11 protein-coding genes, 2 pseudogenes and 1 other annotated feature are annotated in these 17,187 nt (G+C 64.8%); of the genes and pseudogenes, 7 read left to right on the top strand and 6 right to left on the bottom strand.

The features are described from left to right. Positions 1-65: 65 nt before the first annotated feature. Positions 66-1,007: a helix-turn-helix domain-containing protein gene (locus ACFVAV_RS32870; protein WP_379039489.1), complete on the bottom strand. Its 942-nt coding sequence runs from the start codon at positions 1,005-1,007 to the stop codon at positions 66-68. 190 nt (positions 1,008-1,197) lie between these two features. Between ACFVAV_RS32870 and ACFVAV_RS32875 the strand changes: the two genes are divergently transcribed. Next, the gene (locus ACFVAV_RS32875) at positions 1,198-2,097 is read left to right on the top strand and encodes an MBL fold metallo-hydrolase (RefSeq protein ID WP_379039490.1); all 900 of its coding nucleotides are present in this window, start codon (positions 1,198-1,200) and stop codon (positions 2,095-2,097) included. A gap of 77 nt (positions 2,098-2,174) precedes the next feature. Beyond that, positions 2,175-3,728: a carboxylesterase/lipase family protein gene (locus ACFVAV_RS32880; protein WP_379039491.1), complete on the top strand. Its 1,554-nt coding sequence runs from the start codon at positions 2,175-2,177 to the stop codon at positions 3,726-3,728. Positions 3,729-3,851: 123 nt separating this feature from the next. On the opposite strand, the gene ACFVAV_RS32885 is transcribed toward ACFVAV_RS32880, so the two are convergent. Next, positions 3,852-4,808, bottom strand: coding sequence for an SDR family oxidoreductase (locus ACFVAV_RS32885; RefSeq protein WP_379039507.1), 957 nt, complete (start codon positions 4,806-4,808; stop codon positions 3,852-3,854). A 135-nt stretch (positions 4,809-4,943) separates the two neighbouring features. On the opposite strand from ACFVAV_RS32885, the gene ACFVAV_RS32890 reads away from it, so the two are divergent. Further along, positions 4,944-5,588, top strand: a complete 645-nt coding sequence (locus ACFVAV_RS32890) for a TetR family transcriptional regulator (RefSeq protein WP_379039492.1) — start codon at positions 4,944-4,946, stop codon at positions 5,586-5,588. A gap of 3 nt (positions 5,589-5,591) precedes the next feature. Here ACFVAV_RS32890 and ACFVAV_RS32895 read toward each other — a convergent pair whose 3' ends face one another. After that, the gene (locus ACFVAV_RS32895) at positions 5,592-6,527 is read right to left on the bottom strand and encodes a helix-turn-helix transcriptional regulator (protein WP_379039494.1); all 936 of its coding nucleotides are present in this window, start codon (positions 6,525-6,527) and stop codon (positions 5,592-5,594) included. 178 nt (positions 6,528-6,705) lie between these two features. Here ACFVAV_RS32895 and ACFVAV_RS32900 point away from each other — a divergent pair, with 178 nt between their 5' ends. Both ACFVAV_RS32900 and ACFVAV_RS32905 read left to right on the top strand, forming a co-directional pair. Continuing rightward, positions 6,706-7,479, top strand: a complete 774-nt coding sequence (locus tag ACFVAV_RS32900) for an SDR family oxidoreductase (RefSeq protein ID WP_379039496.1) — start codon at positions 6,706-6,708, stop codon at positions 7,477-7,479. A gap of 471 nt (positions 7,480-7,950) precedes the next feature. Then, positions 7,951-8,747, top strand: a pseudogene (locus ACFVAV_RS32905) (IS5 family transposase). Positions 8,748-9,090: 343 nt separating this feature from the next. Here ACFVAV_RS32905 and ACFVAV_RS32910 read toward each other — a convergent pair. After that, a complete protein-coding gene (locus tag ACFVAV_RS32910; protein WP_379039497.1) occupies positions 9,091-10,011 on the bottom strand; it encodes a pentapeptide repeat-containing protein in 921 nt (306 codons plus the stop codon). Between the two features lie 268 nt (positions 10,012-10,279). Further along, complete coding sequence (locus tag ACFVAV_RS32915; protein ID WP_379039498.1) at positions 10,280-10,639, bottom strand: nucleotide pyrophosphohydrolase; 360 nt, start codon at positions 10,637-10,639, stop codon at positions 10,280-10,282. 233 nt (positions 10,640-10,872) lie between these two features. Between ACFVAV_RS32915 and ACFVAV_RS32920 the strand changes: the two genes are divergently transcribed. After that, positions 10,873-12,768: a DNA/RNA helicase domain-containing protein gene (locus ACFVAV_RS32920; protein WP_379039500.1), complete on the top strand. Its 1,896-nt coding sequence runs from the start codon at positions 10,873-10,875 to the stop codon at positions 12,766-12,768. Between the two features lie 320 nt (positions 12,769-13,088). Here the strand turns inward: ACFVAV_RS32920 and ACFVAV_RS32925 are convergent. Next, a pseudogene (locus ACFVAV_RS32925) lies at positions 13,089-14,311 on the bottom strand (IS3 family transposase). Continuing rightward, positions 13,922-14,050: a sequence feature (AL1L pseudoknot), on the bottom strand. (Overlaps the previous pseudogene by 129 nt.) A gap of 194 nt (positions 14,312-14,505) precedes the next feature. On the opposite strand from ACFVAV_RS32925, the gene ACFVAV_RS32930 reads away from it, so the two are divergent. Next, on the top strand, positions 14,506-17,172 hold the full coding sequence (locus ACFVAV_RS32930) for a tetratricopeptide repeat protein (protein WP_379039502.1): 2,667 nt from the start codon (positions 14,506-14,508) through the stop codon (positions 17,170-17,172). The last annotated feature ends 15 nt before the right edge of the window (positions 17,173-17,187 follow it).

Here is a 17,187-nt window from a genome sequence, read left to right on the forward strand (position 1 = left end):
GGGTAACGCTTGGACATGATGACCATCTTCCTCGAGGAAGGAAGCGGTCTTCAACCCGTGACGACTCACCGGTGGCTCCAATTGAATGTGGCCGCGGTGGGCGTCGAGTGCCGATTGTCGGCAAGCCGTGCGGGCGGCTCGGCTGGTTGAGTCACATGGGTCAGGACGGCCAGTGCTGACGCCGACGGGGAGTCGGGTGGGGCTGTGCAGGTGACGAGGGTCTGGTCGGGGTGTTCGACCGACCTCAGTGTTTGTTGGGTGATGGTGAGGTCCCCGATCAGCGGGTGGTGCAGCTGGTAATGGGCGGTCGCGCATGCCTGGACCCTGTGGTCGTTCCAGAGGGTGCCGAATGCCGGGCTGGCCATGGTGAGGCTACCGATCAACGACGCAAGTGCTGGGTCGTCGGGGTGGGCGCCTGCGACAAGCCGCAGGTTGCCGACGACTGCGCGGGCCTTGCGCGGCCAATCGGCATAGAGGGCTCGGGTGTCGGGGTCGAGGAACACCATCCGGGTCATGTTCGGTCTGCGACCGGGGACCGCCGGGCAGTCGGGGTCGAGATTCGCGGCGAGCAGGGCGTGGCCGAAACGATTCCAGGCGAGCACATCGCTGCGGCGACCCAGCACGAGCGCAGGCACCGATGGCATGGCGTTGAGCAGCTCGAGCAGAGCTGGGTCAGCGTGCTCGATGGGTGCCGGGCGCGTGTGGCGGCGGCGGCCTGCGGACTCGGCCAGTGCGTGCAGGTGGCGTCGTTCGGTGGCGGTCAACGCGAGTGCGGCGGCGATAGCGTCGAGGACCTCCGGGGAGGCGTTGCGGGATTGGCCCTGTTCGAGCCGGGCGTAGTAGGACGGGCTGACCCCTGCCAGGAGGGCCAACTCCTCGCGGCGCAGTCCGATGACACGGCGACGTTCGCCGTAAGGCGTGAGCCCCACCTGCTCGGGTCGCACCCTGGCCCGGCAGGCCTTGAGGAACGGCCCAAGCTGTCCGGACTGGTCTTCGCGGTCGCTCATCACGTCATTGTCGCTACCGGATGCAGAGTTGTCCTGACCCTGTCGGGGTGTGGACACCGTTGACGCACCCGCGCCGGCGGCACCTTCGCAGGGTGTGGTTACCGACGCCGGGCAGTTGAAAACTCAGTGGCACGGCCCACGAGCCGTCCGGCCCGGTCACGGCGTCGGGAACACGCAGCGAAGGAACCTGATGAATGAGATTGTGCTCGGTGATGTCACCGTGTCGCGGGTCGAGGAAATGCACGGGCCGGTGGGCATGACGCCCGACCAGTTCTTCCCCGGCTCACCCGACCAGCATTGGGACGAGCAGCGGACGATGCTGGTTCCGGATCACCTCGACCCGGTCGACAACATCGTCCAGGTCGCGATGCAGACCTGGGCGCTGCGCAGCGAAGGCCGGATCATCCTGGTGGACACCGGCATCGGCAACGACAAGACCCGCCCGGCGGTCGACGCCTGGGACCACCTCGACCTGGGGTATTTGGCCAATCTCGCCGCGGCAGGCATCGCGCCCGAGGACGTGAACCTGGTGATCAACACCCACCTGCATGTCGATCACGTCGGCTGGAACACCCGCCTCGTGGACGGGCAGTGGGTGCCGACGTTCCCCAACGCCACCTACCTGATGCCGCGTGCGGACTACGAGCACTGGAATCCGGCCAACAACCCGAACATCACGGGCGGTGTCAACGAGAACGTGTTCGAGGACAGCGTCGCACCGGTCTACGCCGCAGGCCAGGTGCAGCTATGGGAGACCGAATACGTCGTGGACGCGAACCTCACGTTGCGGGCGGCACCGGGGCATACTCCCGGTTCGAGCGTGCTGGTGTTGGCGTCGGGCAGCGAGAAAGCGCTGTTCGCGGGAGACCTGGTGCACACGCCCCTGCAGATCGCTCACCCCGAACACAACAGCTGCTTCTGCGAGGACCCCGCCGCCGCGAGGGCGACCCGACTTCGGCTGCTGGGTTGGGCGGCCGACCACACCGCATTGGTGTTGCCCGCGCACTTCAGCGGACACAGCGCCCTCGAAATCGTCCGCGACGCCAGCGCGTTCGCGATCAAGGACTGGGCTCCGCTGCCCGCCTACTGACCGAAGTCGCGCCGCCCCGCACCCGCGCGGGGCGGCGCTGCACCCCTCACACGCTACCCAGATCAAGGCGCTCCATGATGGCTTCACAATCCGCCGGTTCGCAACCCGCCGATGTCGTGCTCGAGGTGGAAAGCGGCCGGCTCCGCGGCACTGCGTACCCGACCCACACCGTGTTCTACTCCATCCCCTACGCCGCCGCGCCGGTCGGGATCGGCCGTTTTCAGGCGCCGGCTCCCGTTCAGCCGTGGCTGGGTGTGCGTGCGGCCACCGCGCCGGGGCCGACCGCACCGCAGCTACCGCGCGGCCGTTTCGGATCACTGGATATCTCGGCGTATTTCGCCCCCGGGTGGCGGGTCGGACCCGACTACCTGACTGTCAACATCTGGTCACCCCGCGATGCGGCCGGCGGTGCCCCGGTGCTGGTGTTCTTGCACGGCGGCGCGTTCGTCGCCGGGTCGTCGCACTCGCCGATGCTCGACGGCTCCCGATTCGCACAGCACGGCGTCGTGGTTGTCACGGTGAACTACCGCCTGGGCATTGCCGGGTTCCTCGACCTCCCCGGCGCCTTCCCGAATCGGGGCCTCGCCGATGTGGTTGCCGCGTTGGCGTGGGTCAACCGCAACATCACCGCCTTCGGCGGCGACCCCGCGCGGGTGACCCTGGCCGGTCAGTCCGCCGGGGCGATGCTCACCGCCGCCGCGATCGCCGCACCCGAGGCTGCCGGCCTGTTCGGCCGTGCCGTGATGCAAAGCGGCAGCGGCGGAGCAGCATTCAGCCGCGATCAGGCCGCGATCGTGCGTGATGCCGCCGCAGCGACGCTCGGGGTAGCAGCGACACTAGACGGATTCGCCGACCTGACAGATCAGCAGCTCATCGATGCCGTGCCGGAGCTCACCGGTCTCGACCTCGGCACCGCGACGGTCCGTGACCCGCTGCAACGGATTACACCGTTGGGTGTGGTCCTCGACGACCAGCCCGTCACCACCGTGGCTCGCGCAGCGGGCCAACCTGTCGACCTGCTGATCGGCCACAACACCGATGAAGGAAATCTGTATCTGTTGCCCAACGGCGTCGCGGCGGCGACAACCCCGCAACACCTGACCGAAGCCGCCGAGTACGCCGACCCCGACCCGGACCGGCTGCTGTCGGTCTACAGGAGGCTGCATCCCACCGCCACGCCAGGCAGGCTGCGCTCGATCATCCTCGGGGACGCGGTGTTCGGGGCCGGTAGCCGAGCCATGGCCGACAGTCACTCGGCGGCGGGCAACCGCACCTACGCCTATGCGTTCGGCTGGCGCTCACCCGCACTCGCCAGGCAACTAGGCGCCACCCACATCGTCGAGCTGCCCTTCGTCTTTGACAACCTGCTGCCCACCTTCGAGGGCGCGGACGGGCTACTCGGCACGCCAGCTCCTGCCCCGCTGGCCGCCCGAGTACATCGCGCCTGGGTCGACTTCGTCACCATCGGTACACCCGGCTGGCCCGAATACCGCCCCGACCGGCGCACCACGCAGCTCATCAACGACGAATGGGCCGTTGTCGACGACCCATTCGCCGCCGAACGCGACGCCTGGACCCACACCCACCACACCCGAGTCGCAGCGCATCGCGCTCAATGTCGCCGTGTATGACAGCGAATGCTGGACCAGCAAACTCGGCCTGCCCTTTGAGATGAGTCGGCATAGGTCTGCCTTCGTAGCTTCGTTATCCGTCGGATCGCACTGTTGATGGCCGCATCTTCATCCCTCGGCTCCCTAGCACCTTCCACGCCTTGCCCGACGTGCAGGCGACGGCGTCTTCGTCGCCGCCCCGTCGAAGTAGTGACCTTGACCGAGGTCGTCGATGAGGCCGGGCTGGACGGGCTTCCAGCCGAGGAGGTCCCGGGTCAGCGTGCTCGAGGACGGGTTGTCGGCCGTGGCGTGGGCGCTGAGGAAGCCGAAGTGGCCGTCGGCCTGCGTCGCCGGAATGCTGACCACGGGCACGTTCAGCCCGCAGCCGATGGCCTCGGCGATCTCCCGGAAGAGGATCCCCTGGTCATCGACGGCGTGCAGCCGTGATCCCGCTGGCGCCGATTCCAGCGCCAGCCGGTACAGGCGGGCCGCATCGAGCGTGTGCACGGCGGGCCAGCGGTTGGCCCCATCGCCGACGTAGGCGGCGACGCCCTTGGACCGGGTGATAGAGATCAAGGTCGGGATGAAGCCGTTGTGGTCGAGCGTGCTGTGCACGGCCGGAGCAAGCCGGACAACGGACGAGCGGATGCCGCGCTGCGCGAGTGCGACCACCGCGTTCTCGGCGTCGATCCGCGGCCCCGCGTCGATCACGTCCGCTTCGGTGGCGGCGTCTCCCAGCCCCGCGAAGGCAAGCAGCATAGTTCCCGACGTGGTCACCAGAGGCTTGCCGGTGCCGGCGAGCGCGTCCCCGAGCGTGGCGATGGCGCGCAGATCCGCTGCCACCGCGCTGTGGAAGTCGCCGGCGAACATGGCGTCGTGCTTGAAGGCCAGGTGGATGACGCCGTCGACCGCGGCCGCGGCCGCGGCGAGGCCGTCGAGATTGTCGAGGTCACCTCGGTGCACCTCGGCACCGGCAGCCGTCAAGGCGGTGGCGGACTTGTCCGAGCGGGCCAGGCCTACGACCTGGTGTCCCGCTTCGAGGAGTTCGGGGACGACGGCGGAGCCGACATGTCCGGAGGCTCCAGTGACGAATACGCGCATGGTGCGCCCTTTCTGCTGCGGCAACCCCACCCGAGGCGGGCACCTGATGTCAGTTTGTGACATCAACGTAGCACTGATGTCAGACACTGTCATCACTTGATGTCAGATTCTGTCATCGGTGTGTAGGATCGGAGCATGAGCCGATGGAAACCCGACGCACGAGGCCGTCTGGAGAAGGCGGCGCTGGAGCTCTACAACGACCAGGGCTTCGACGCCACTACCGTGGCGGAGATCGCCACACGCGCCGGCGTCACCGAACGGACCTTCTACCGGTACTTCGCCGACAAACGGGAAGTCCTCTTCCTCGCCAACCCCCTCGCCGACATCCTCGCGAGCGCTGCGGCCGCCGCCCCTGTCTCGATCCCGCCGCTCGAGGTGATCACCCACGCCCTGACCGAAGCCGCTCCCGTCTTCGAAGAACGCGGAGACCTGGCACGGCAACGCCACGCCGTCATCTCTGCCAACCCCGAACTCCAGGAACGCGAACTGGCCAAACTCGCCGCACTCGCTTCCACGCTCGCCCACGCACTGCGCGAACGCGGTCTACAGACCACCACCGCAGCACTCGCGGCCGAAATCGGGATCGCCACATTCAAGGTCGCCTACGAACGCTGGGTCGACGACCCCGACCGACACCCCCTCGTCCAGCGCATTCGGGAAACCCTGGACACCGCCAGGCACCTCACCGCACCTGCCGAACATGTCGCCGCGACCGACGATGTGAGCTTCCCGGCGGTTGTGCGCGGCACCATCACCGCCCGGCGGGTACCCGAGCCCTGAATGTCAGCGTTCCCCGGTCTCCAACCGTTCAGCATGCGGCACACCGGGGTGTTCCGCATCGGAACCCTCGGCCGCCGGGTACACGGACGTAGCCTGCGACCCGGTCCATGCGGCGAGCAGCCGCAGCGCGGTCTCCGACGCCGAGCCCGCCTCGGCGGTGTAGATGCACAGCGTCTGGTCGGGATCGCCTGGTAGCGAGACGCATTCGTAGTCGATGGTGAGATCACCGACGAGGGGATGGTGGTAGCGCTTGCTGCCGTGACTGCGTTCGCGGACGTTGTGGTCGGCCCACCAGCGCCGGAATTGCGGGCTCTTGACCGCGAGTTCGCCGACGAGTTCGGCCAGCAGCGGGTCGTCCGGGTGACGGCCGGCGTCCAGGCGCAGGACCGAGACGTTGTCCCGGGCGACCTCTTCCCAATCGAGGTACAGCTCGCGGGCGGACTCGTCGAGGAAGGTGTAGCGCAACAGGTTTCGCTCCCGAGGCGGGAGCGCCTCGAAGTCGGTGATCAGCGCCCGGGCGAGATGGTTGGCGGCGAGGATGTCCATGCGGCGGCCGAAGACGAAGGCGGGCATCACGTCGTCGAGCGTCTCGAGGATGCGGCGGATCCCGGGACGGACCCGCTGCACTCGCGCCGGAGTCCGGCGCCGGGCGCGCCGCGGATACGCCCGGGCGATCTGGAACAGATAGGAGCGCTCGACCTCGTCCAGACGCAGGGCGCGGGCCACGGCGTCGAGGACCTCGTCGGAGACGTTGATGTTGCGTCCTTGCTCGAGGCGGCTGTAGTAGTCCACGCTGACCCCGGCCAGCTGGGCAACTTCCTCGCGGCGCAGCCCCGGCACCCGGCGTACCCCGGCTGTTCCGCCGATCTGCATGTCATCCACGTTCAGGCGCGCGCGGCGGGTGCGCAAGAACTCCTTCAGCTCGGCATTGTGCTCCATGGATCCAGTCTGACGGGCACGGCGGCCACACATCGCAACCAAGGTCGGTCTGCTGGACCCAGGTTCGCCGGACCTGGGTCGAGCAGGGCGTAATTAGGCCGTCCACGGGCCCTGTTCCCGCTGTTGTATCGAATACGCGGCCATCCGCCGCGGACGACACACAGGAGAGATCACACCCATGACCAATCACAACACCTCCCCCCTCGCCGGTCGCGTTGCCGTGGTGACGGGAGCCTCCAGCGGCATCGGCGCCGCCACCGCCAAGCGGCTGGCCGCGTCCGGGGCGACGGTGGCCGTGCTCGCACGCCGGGCCGATCGGCTCGAACTCCTGGCCAAGGAGATCGAACGGGTGGGCGGGACGGCGCTGGCTCTGACCGTCGACGTCACCGATGCGCAGGCCCTGCGCACCGCGGCCGAGCGGGTGGCCGCCGAACTCGGCACCGCCGATCTGCTGTTCAACAATGCGGGTGTCATGCTGCCCGCACCCATCGAGGAGTTGCCGGTCGAGCAGTGGCAGCGGCAGATCGATCTGAACGTGACCGGCCTGATGAATGCCATCGGCGCGTTCCTACCCCAGTTGATCGCCGCGGCCGCGAACAAAGGCGTGGCCGACCTGATCAACACCTCCTCGATCGCCGCGCAGAACCTGTTCCCGACTTTCGCGGTGTACTCGGGCACCAAGGCCTACGTGACGCACCTGTCGCGGACCCTGCGCGCGGAACTCGGCGCCAAGGATGTCCGTGTCTGCGCGATCGAGCCGGGCATCGTCGGCACGGAACTGCAGAACCACGTCACCGACGCCGGCGCCCTGGAATGGATCGAGGGTTCGAAACAGGCGATGACCTGGCTCGATCCGGAGGATATCGCCGAGGCCGTCAACTTCCTGGCATCCCAGCCTGCGCACGTGAACCTGCAGCAGGTCACGATCATGCCGACCCGGCAGCCGTCGTAAGCGAATCGTCCTCGACTGCACGTTCAACAGCGCACCCGAGCCAGCATGGACACCCAAGTCCTCAATGAAGGCCGCCACCAAGGCGGCCGAGCACCCTATGGATATATGGTCGTCGACGGTCCACCCCAACCGAATCCCAACCGCGCATCCGATGGCCGCAGACTGCGAATCCTGTCACTCGACGTCGCCACAGCACCTGTGGTCCAACGAATCTTCCGCGGCAAGTGACATACGGTATCGGCCCCGACAGCAGCTCGCTGCTGTCGGGGCCGACCTTGGGTTCAAGGGTTGTCCCGTAAGTGTGAGTCGGTGACGTCGGCCGGTTCACCGGCCGACGGTTCAGTGGGCGTGGGGAACGTTGGCCAGAGCAGCTACCCCGGCCATCGCGACAGCGACACCGTCACCCCGTAAGAGCTCCTGACATGTTCGGCCGTTGGTGGTGAGACACGTTGTTGTGCAGGATGTTTCGTCGTGGCAGCGCCGTGGGTCGCGGATGATGAGTTGTGGGCGGTTATCGAACCGCTACTGCCGGTGAAGCCCGTAGGAACACCGGGCCCGGATCAGCACGACCCGAGGCTGGTGTTCCAGGGCATCCTGTTCGTGCTGTTCACCGGGATCGGATGGGAAGACCTGCCTCAGGAACTGGGATTCGGATCCGGGATGACGTGTTGGCGCAGGTTGCGGGACTGGCAGGCTGCCGGGGTGTTCGAACAGATGCACCAAGCGGTCCTGGACCGCAGCAACGCCGCCGGGTTGATCGACTTCGACCGGGTCATGATCGACGGCTCGCATGTTCGGGCCAAAAAAGGGGCGTCGCGACCGGACCCAGCCCGGTAGACCGTGGCAAGACCGGTTCCTAGCATCATGTTCTGGCCTGCGGCAACGGATTTCCGCTCGTCGTCGAACTCTCCGCTGCCGACGTCAACGACCACCTGATGCTGCCGGTCGTGCTCGATGGTGTCAGGCCGCTACGGGGCCGAGCGGGGCGACCGCGGCGTCGGATCAAGAATCTGATCACCGACAAGGGCTACGACTACCCCAGCGTCCATGCCGAGCTGGGCAGGCGAGGGATCACCGGTTACATCCCACACTGAGGTACTCGTGACAAGGTCACCGCGGGCCGCTGGGTCGTGGAGCAGACCTTCGCCCTGCTTCACCAGTACCGACGCCTGGCTGTCCGATGGGAACGTCGCATCGACATCCACTACGGATTCCTGAACCTCGGTGCAGCGCTGATCTGTTGGCGAAGACTCGGCAACCAAACCTGACAGGAGCTCTGAGTCAGGGTGTGCGCGGCGAACACCGCCGGGCCTGACCTGCCCCACGTGAAGGCGCCCCCGTGCGGCGATGACTGGATGAACTCACCGGTGTCAACGTCTTGGATGTAGAAGAGTTTGCTGGATCCGGTCAGGAGTTCCAGGGCGCATGGCCCCGACCTTGTTCCGCTGGTCTTCCCGCTTGACCCGGTCGCCTTTCTTGTACCAGTAGCGGTTGTGACGGGACCCCATGACGTCGGTCCAGCCGGACCGACGTCATGGGGTCAGGTCAGAGTCTCGACAAGCGCCGTCAGATGCTAGCTGCGCCACGGAGCAGGCTGAGGCCGCCGGTGTCTTATGGCGCTGGTGGGCAGTTCTCTGTCCTACTCGGTGGGGGTGTAAAGCCGCTCGGCCATTTGGTTGCTTCGTTGTGGCAGACGTTGACCAAGTCCTCACTGGTCAGGTTTGCGCCTGTTAGATCAGCGCCGGCCAAGTTCACGTCGTGCAGAGGCGAGAGTGATATGTACGCGCCATCCGCGCGGACGACGTGGGTGAAGTTCACATCGCGCAGCGACGCACCAGACAGGTTCGCACCCCTGAGGCCGACACGGTCCAAGGTCGCGCGAGTCAGATTTGCGCCGGACAGATCGGCGTCGTTCAGGCCCGAACGCATGAGGGTCGCGCCGCTTAGGTCCGCGTCCCTCAGGTCCGCGCGATTCAGGTTCACGACGTCCATTTCAGTGTCCCTCAGGGACACTGAGCCGCCCTGTCCCCAGTCCGAGAGATCACGATGGGAGAGGAGCGCTCCGGTGAGGTTCGTCTGGAACAGGGAAGTGCGGGTCAGGTTCACATCGAACAAGAGAGCAGCGGATAGATCCGCGCGGTCCAGACGGGCATCAGTCAGGTCCGCGGAATCAAGGTTCGTCCCGGCCAGAATCGCGTCAGAGAAGTTCGCGGCGACGAGCTGGAGGCCTGACAGGTTCTGGCCCTCGAGATCTAGTCCGACGAAGGGGCGTGACTGCACTTCGGGCGAGGACCGTTCTCGGACGAATCGGAGGTTCTCCAGCCGTTCTGCGTTCTTGACTTGCCGGTTTGCTATCTCACGGTCGCGGGAGGCTCGGCTGTCGTCGACAACTTTTTGTCCCCATAGAGAACCACCAGCGACAAGCAGCCCCACCAAGAGCGCGATGAGGCCGTCGCGGACCCACCACGGAGGCTCCGGCCGCGCGCGCCGGATTACATCCGGCGAACCCTCAGGTTCGGTGCTGGAGTTCACCGAGCTGGGACGCTTTGTAGGTTCACGGTTGGTTTGTGTGCGCGTCCCTGCGACGAGTCGTCGGCGCTGACGTCCCTGGCGAGCGTTTGCTGCACGGGTGATCATCGCCTAATACTGCCGTAGGGGCTCAGCCCCAGCAGATGTTTACCCCCGGCTACCAGTGCAAATGGTTCGGAGAGACGCCGTATAGGCCCAAATGCGCGCACTTCGCTCGTCGTGGACATCACAGCGCATGAGGAAGTCTGTGTCGAGTGTCGGTGGCCAACGACTACTCGGAGTCGATTTCGGTGTACTTCACGGCCCGACCGTAGACCTTGGATACCGGGTATCGATCAGCGTTCTTCTGGACCTTCGCCTCGACCACATCACCTAGATCGATCTCGAGAACATCCGCCAGACGGAGCAGGTAGATGAGGATGTCGGCGACCTCGTCCTCGACGCGGGCACGTTGAGACGGAGTCTCCATGATCACCTGGCTTTGTTCTGCGGTCAGCCATTGAAAGAGCTCAGACAACTCACCGACCTCTCCGGTCAGCGCCATAACGAGGTTCTTGGGAGTGTGGAAGTTCTCCCACGCTCGATCGGTCGTGAAGTCGGCAACCATGCGCTGGAGCCTGTCGAATGTCATGAGGAGGTTGTAGCAGGCGAAGTGGCACGACCCACGACACGTGGTGCCACCATGCGGCCCCCGGTAGGCGCGCGTCGATGGCTCAACCCCTTAGGTCACCCCGCCTACCAGGGTGCGCGATGTGGACAGTTGTGACGCGCTAGCATTCTGATGATCATCGGAGGAACCGGCGCAGGCATCACAGCAGAAGCTCAGCGCTGCAAACGATTTCAGGAAACAGGGGGCGGGTTAGCGTGAAGCGTGGCGAGAGCGTCGCAAGGCTTCGGGCGTTTCGTTCGACGGCTCCGGAGGTAGTCGCGCTTGTCAGGAAGGCGCAACTGGTACCGGCCATCGTCGAAAACGCAGGCAAGAAGGGCAATCCGCCGGAGCGGCGGGCCTGGGAGGTCAGCCTTCCAGTGCTTGCCAAGGTGCTGATCAAAGCGGGCCTGCGCGACGTCGCCATGCTGATCGAGTGTTCGCTACCTGGATCAAGCCAGCGTGTGGATGTACTCCTGGCTGGGGTACATCCTGAGACGGGCGCTGACAACTACGTCCTTGTTGAGTTGAAGCAGTGGAGTCATGCGGAATTGGGGTGGGGTAGTGACCGGCTCATATGGTCGTTGCATACCCGAGGGGATCAGCTGCATCCAGTAGACCAAGTGCGGGGATACTGCCGATACCTTCAACGGGACATAGCTCTGCTACATGACCGCCCCGAGGCTCTGCACGGAGTTGCCTACCTACATAACGCCGAAGAGAAGCTCGTGAGGCCACTCTTCCAGCTCCAGCCGGACCAGTTCGGGCGCTTGTTCACGGGCGACCAGCGTGAGGGGTTCATCGAGTTCCTCCGCTCCCAACTCGCCCCTACTTCTGGCGCGCCTGCTGCCGAGCGACTGTTCGACAGCGAGATCCGGCCGAGGACGACACTGATGAGATCGACACCAGCTGATCTCTACGCGGCTGGCGAGTCGTTGGTCGACAACCAGCGACTAGCGTTCGAGGCAGTTCTGAACCGAGTAAATCTCGCTTACCGGTCGAACCAGAAGTGCGTCGTGCTTGTCACTGGCGGACCTGGCAGCGGCAAGAGCATCATCGCGATGTCGCTACTAATGCGTTTGCACAAGGAACGGCGCAGGGTACGTTATGCGACCGGATCCGAGGCTATTACAAAGACCATGCGGAGGGTATACGGTCGACAGGAACGCGGGCTGGAGAAGCTGATCACCTACTACAAGAACCTGGCAACGATGCAGGACGAGTGGCTAGATGTGGTCATCTGCGACGAGGCTCATCGCATCCGCAGAACATCGACGGACAGGTACACTCGAATAACCGCCAAGACGAAACGCCCACAGGTTGACGAACTGATTGAGATCGCGAAGGTCCCAGTCTTTCTCCTCGATGAGAATCAAGTTGTCCGCCCCGACGAAGTCGGAACGGTTGATTTGATCCGTGACCACGCGGCACGAGCAGGGCTGCCGGTATTTCAAATCAACCTCGACGGACAGTTCCGCTGCGGCGGTAGCGCCGCATACGACGAATGGGTGTTGAACCTTCTTGGGCTTCGGTCTTTCGGTCCGATGCAATGGAAGGACGATGACAACTTCACGGTCCGGGTAGCCGACACGCCACAACAGATGGAGGACTTCCTGCGTTCCCAGATCACCCACGAGGTGAGCGCGAGAATTATGGCTGGCTATTGCTGGGAGTGGACCATCGACCCAGACATCGACGGCAAGCTCATAGATGATATCAAGATAGGCGACTGGTCCAAGCCTTGGAACAGTTTTCAGGACAGGATCGGCCGCGCCGGAGACCCCCCGCCGAAGTGGCTGTGGGCAAACGACCCTCGTGGTTTCGAGCAGGTTGGCTGCATCTACACCGCGCAAGGATTTGAGTTCGATTGGGCGGGCATAATTCTTGGTCCCGAGATCGTTGTTGAGGACCAAGCCCTCGTAATCCGACGAGCGGCCAACGTGGACAAAAAGCTGAAGAGTTCCACACTCTTCGATGAAGATTTCGATGTTCTCATCCGAAATACATACAAGGTCTTGTTGACCCGGGGTATGAGGGGGGTGATTATCTACGCTGTTGATGCAGCAACTCAGGAGTTCATCTCCAGCCTGGTTGGCCGGCTGAATTTTCCCTGACCGAGGACAGTTGGTGCGGTGGATCAGGCGCGCGGGGACGCTCTCGACTCGATGAGAGTCGAACACGGGATACCCTCCTTGGGAGCGGTTTACAGAGCCTCTGCCTCGGTTGACGAACAATCAAGTGGCTCATGGTTGCGCGTGCGAAAGGTGACCTCAAGTCACTGGCCAAGGAACACTGGACCTGCGCTACCGCGCTCGCCGACCGTTTCCTGAAGTCCCGATCGGCAAGACAGGCTGCACTTGAGAACCTTAAGGCTGAGGGCGATCAGCCTGACGTCCAGCGGTCAAGTTGAACCGTCACGGGTTGAAGACCGGCTTCAGGAGTTGACCAGCGCCGGTCGGCGTGGCGAGTTTTGAGCGTAGTAGGCAGTCTCGTGCTCGGCCGGGGTGAGGTAGCCGAGACAAGAGTGCAAGCGGGCATTGTTGTACCAGTCGACCCACTCCATCAACGCGAATTCGACATCGGGAACGGTCTTGAACGGGCCTTGTCGGCGGACGACTTCGGTCTTGAACAACCCGATGATCGACTCGGCAAGAGCATTGTCGTAAGCATCGCCAACGCTACTGATCGAGGCTGACAGTCCTTGCAAGGCAAGGGATTCGGTGAACATGACCGAGGTGTATTGACTGCCGGCGTCGGAGTGATGGATCAGTCCGGGCTCGATCGGATGTCCGTAGTGATCGCGTCGCCAGATCGCCATGTTGAGGGCCTTGGACACCAACGCAGTGGCCTTCGTCGATGACACGGCCCATCCCACGATCGATCTCGAGAACACATCGAAGACGAACGCCACATACGCCCATCCCGTCCAGGTCGAGACATAGGTGAAATCGGCGACCCACACCAGGTTCGGTGCCTGCGCACCGAAGTCTCGGTTGAGTCGGTCACCGGCTCGGATCCCCTCCTTGCCGGGGATCGTGGTGCGGTGGCGGCGGCCTCTGACCACGCCGTTCATGCCCAAATCGCGCATGAGCCGGTCGACGGTGCAAAACGCTGCCGAGTGTCCGCGCCGTCGCAGATAGCGGGTCATCTTCCGCCGCCCGTACATCTGCTCAGGGCTATCGGCCAGCCCACGCAGTGCATGTTCGAGGTTGGCATCAGCAACATCGCGAGACGACGGCGGCCGATATCTTGCTTTCGGTAGGTCCGGGGCGCGACCTGGATGCCGTACTCGGTGAGCACGCGACAGCTCGACTCGACGCCGTGGACCTGGCGGTGTTGATCGATGAATCCGACGATCAACGGTGTCGCGGGTCGAGTTCCCACGCGAAAGAAGCCGACGCCAACTCAAGGATCTCGTTGGCCTGCTACAGTTCTCGGTTCTCGCGACGCAACTGCTCGAGCTCGAGCTGCTCGGCGGTCTTCGCCCCGGTGGCGGGCTTACCCGGACCGGCTTGGACTTTCAGTATCCACTGACGCAGGCTCTCGGAATGCACGTCGACCATCGGCTCGATCGCTTGCGGACGGGTACTCGTCGAGGTGGTCAAGGGCCGACCTCAGCGCTTTCTCGCGAACCTCGGGTGGGTAACGCTTGGACATGGAGACCACCTACCTCGAGGAAGGAAGCGGTCTTCAACCCGTGACGGTTCATTCTGGTCGTTGAGTCGGTGCGCAGCTTGGCTTGATTTGGGGGCTGGAGCGGGGTTGGAGATTGTTTCAGCTCAACAGGTTTCGCGGGTTCACTGAGACTAGTCTCGTGGCTGTCGACCGTGGCGGGTGGAGGGAGCGACGGGATGGGTGAGCAGGTCGGTTCCCGGTTTGTGGGCGTCGGGGTCGATCGGTATGCCGATCACGATGATCTGGAGTACCCGGTGGCCGAGGTACGCGCGGTCGCGGAGTCCTTGGCTGGGGTGTTCGAGGGTGCACCGTTGTGTGATCCGGACGAGACCAGTGTCCGGGATCTACTGAAGTCGGTGGCCAGGCAGCGGGCCGAGTCGATGATCGTGTTGTGGAGTGGGCACGGCGTCGTCCGGCCGAACCGCCGTCTGGCTCTGCCTGTTTCGAATGCTCGCGGTGTGGTGAACGCGGCGGATGTGGTTGATTTCTGTGCCGAGTCCGGTGCGTCGCAGTTGTTGTGCATCATCGACGCCTGCTATGCGGGTGTGAGCGTGGGCGAGGCGATGGAGATCGCGTCGGCGTGGGCGGACGAGTTCCCACCCGACAGTGATCGGGCGTGGTTCGGGGTGTTGGTTTCAGCAGGTGGCGGTGAAACCGCGCGTGACGGTGTGTTCGGCACGGTGCTGCGACGGCTCCTGGCTGAAGGACCGCGTTCGGCGGATATGCGCCGGCGGTGGTCGATCCAGAACCGGATGATCTTGGGTGAGGATCTCGGGCACGCGCTGCTCGATGCCGAGGAATGGGACGGACTCGATCAACGCCCGAGGTTCGCGCGCAGCGGGTACGGCCTGCCGATGATCCCGAACCCGTTGTGGCGCCCTGGCGCGCCCGCACGAGTGGTCGAGCACCTGCTGCGAGCTGCTCGTGCTGGTGCGGTGGAAGGCGAGGGATCGTGGTTCACCGGCCGTGCTGGCGAGGTCGACCAGGTGGTGTCCTGGATGACAGCCGGCCTGGCTGGGATCAAGGTGGTGACCGGATCGGCGGGGACAGGGAAGTCGGCGATCGTGGGGCGGGTTGTGTCGGTATCGAACCCAGATGAGCGCGCCCGCCTGGGTTCACCGGCCGGGTGGGGGCACGCTGATCCGGGACAGGACGCGGTACACGCGAACGCCCATGCGCGTGGGTTGACCGTCGACCGATTGGCAACGATGCTGGACGAGGACCTGATTCGCGCCGGAGTACTGACAGCGTCGGAGTCCGGACCGCGGAACGGGGCGGAGTTGGTGGGCACGTTGCAACGCCACGCCGCACAACATGACCGAGTGATGCCGGTGGTTGTGATTGACGGGCTCGACGAGGCCCGCGGGGAGGCGTTCACCATCGCCACGGATCTGTTGTGCCGGATCGCGCCGTTCGCGACGGTGATCGTGTCCACCCGCGATCTGCCCGGCACAGACACGATGCCGGGGCTGGTGGAGGCACTGTCACCGACACACACGATCGACCTGGACGAAGCCGATGAACAGCGCTCGCAGCAGGAGGCGATCGGCAACTATCTGCGGCATCGCCTGCGCGAGGTGTCGCCGGTGATGGACGCCGAGCTGGTCGCGACGCGAGTCGCGGCTGCCGACCAGGTGGCGACACCGTTCCTGGTGGCACGGATCATCGCCGACCAGTTGCGTGTGTACGCGATCGACACCAGTGTCGCAGGCTGGGAGTCGGGACTGGTGTTGTCACTCGGTCAGGCGTTCGACACCGACCTGGCACGGATCGCTGCCTCCATCGACCTAGTGAGCCCGGTTGAGGATCCGGTCTTGGTGGCGCGAGAAGTGTTGACGGCGTTGACGTGGGGGTTGGGGGCGGGGTTGCCCGAGCCGGAATGGATCTGTGTGGCGCGAGCGGTGACCGGAGTCGAGATCGGCGGAGAGCACATCAGCTGGGTATTGGGTGGGCTGGGCCGGTACGTGGTCCAAGACGGTGAAGCCGGGGTGGCGGTGTATCGGCTGGCGCATCAGAGCCTCGCCGACCATCTGCGCCAGCCCTTCCAGCCCACCCACGACGTAGTCTTCGACCCCGCCGCAGGGCCGGTTACGACTGCATTGCTGCAACGCTACCGCGCCCTGCTCAACGATGGGCATCCCGCGTACGCCCCGATGTATCTGTGGCGCTATGCCGTCCGCCACGCCGCATCCGCCGGGCCCGCACATGTTGATGCCTTTCGTGAGCTGACCTACTCAAGCCTCGATCTTGTCCCGGACTTGGCCTCAGCAGACCTCGCTATTGCGCACGTATTCGCTGAACGCGGCCACCGGGCCGAAGCAGTGGCACCCACCGAAGAAGCCCTCATCCTCTATCAGGAACTGGCCGCAGAAAATCCCGCCTACCAACCCGACCTCGCCGCCGCCCTGACCAACCTCGGAGCCTGCTACAGCGAGGTCGGCCACCGCACCGAAGCAGTACCACTTGCTGAAGAAGCCGTCATCCTCTACCGGGAGCTGGCCACTGAAAACCCTTCCTACCAACCCGACCTCGCCGCCGCCCTGACCAATCTCGGTGCTTGTCTCAGTGGGGTCGGCCGCCGCACCGACGCAGTATCACCCGCCGAAAAAGCCCTCACCCTCTACCGGGAACTGGCCACCGAAAACCCCGCCTACCAACCCGACCTCGCCATGGCCCTGAACAACCTCGGCATCCGCTACAGCGAGGTCGGACGCCGCACCGAAGCTCTGGCGCCCACGGAACAAGCCGTCACGCTTCGCCGCGAACTGGCCGCTGAAAACCCCGCCCACCAACCCGACCTAGCTGTACTGACCACGGACGTTGGTGACGGCGTGGCGAGCTGACATGACGAAGACCTC

The sequence above is a fragment of the Nocardia sp. NPDC057663 genome (assembly GCF_042799895.1).
Lineage (GTDB): Bacteria > Actinomycetota > Actinomycetes > Mycobacteriales > Mycobacteriaceae > Nocardia.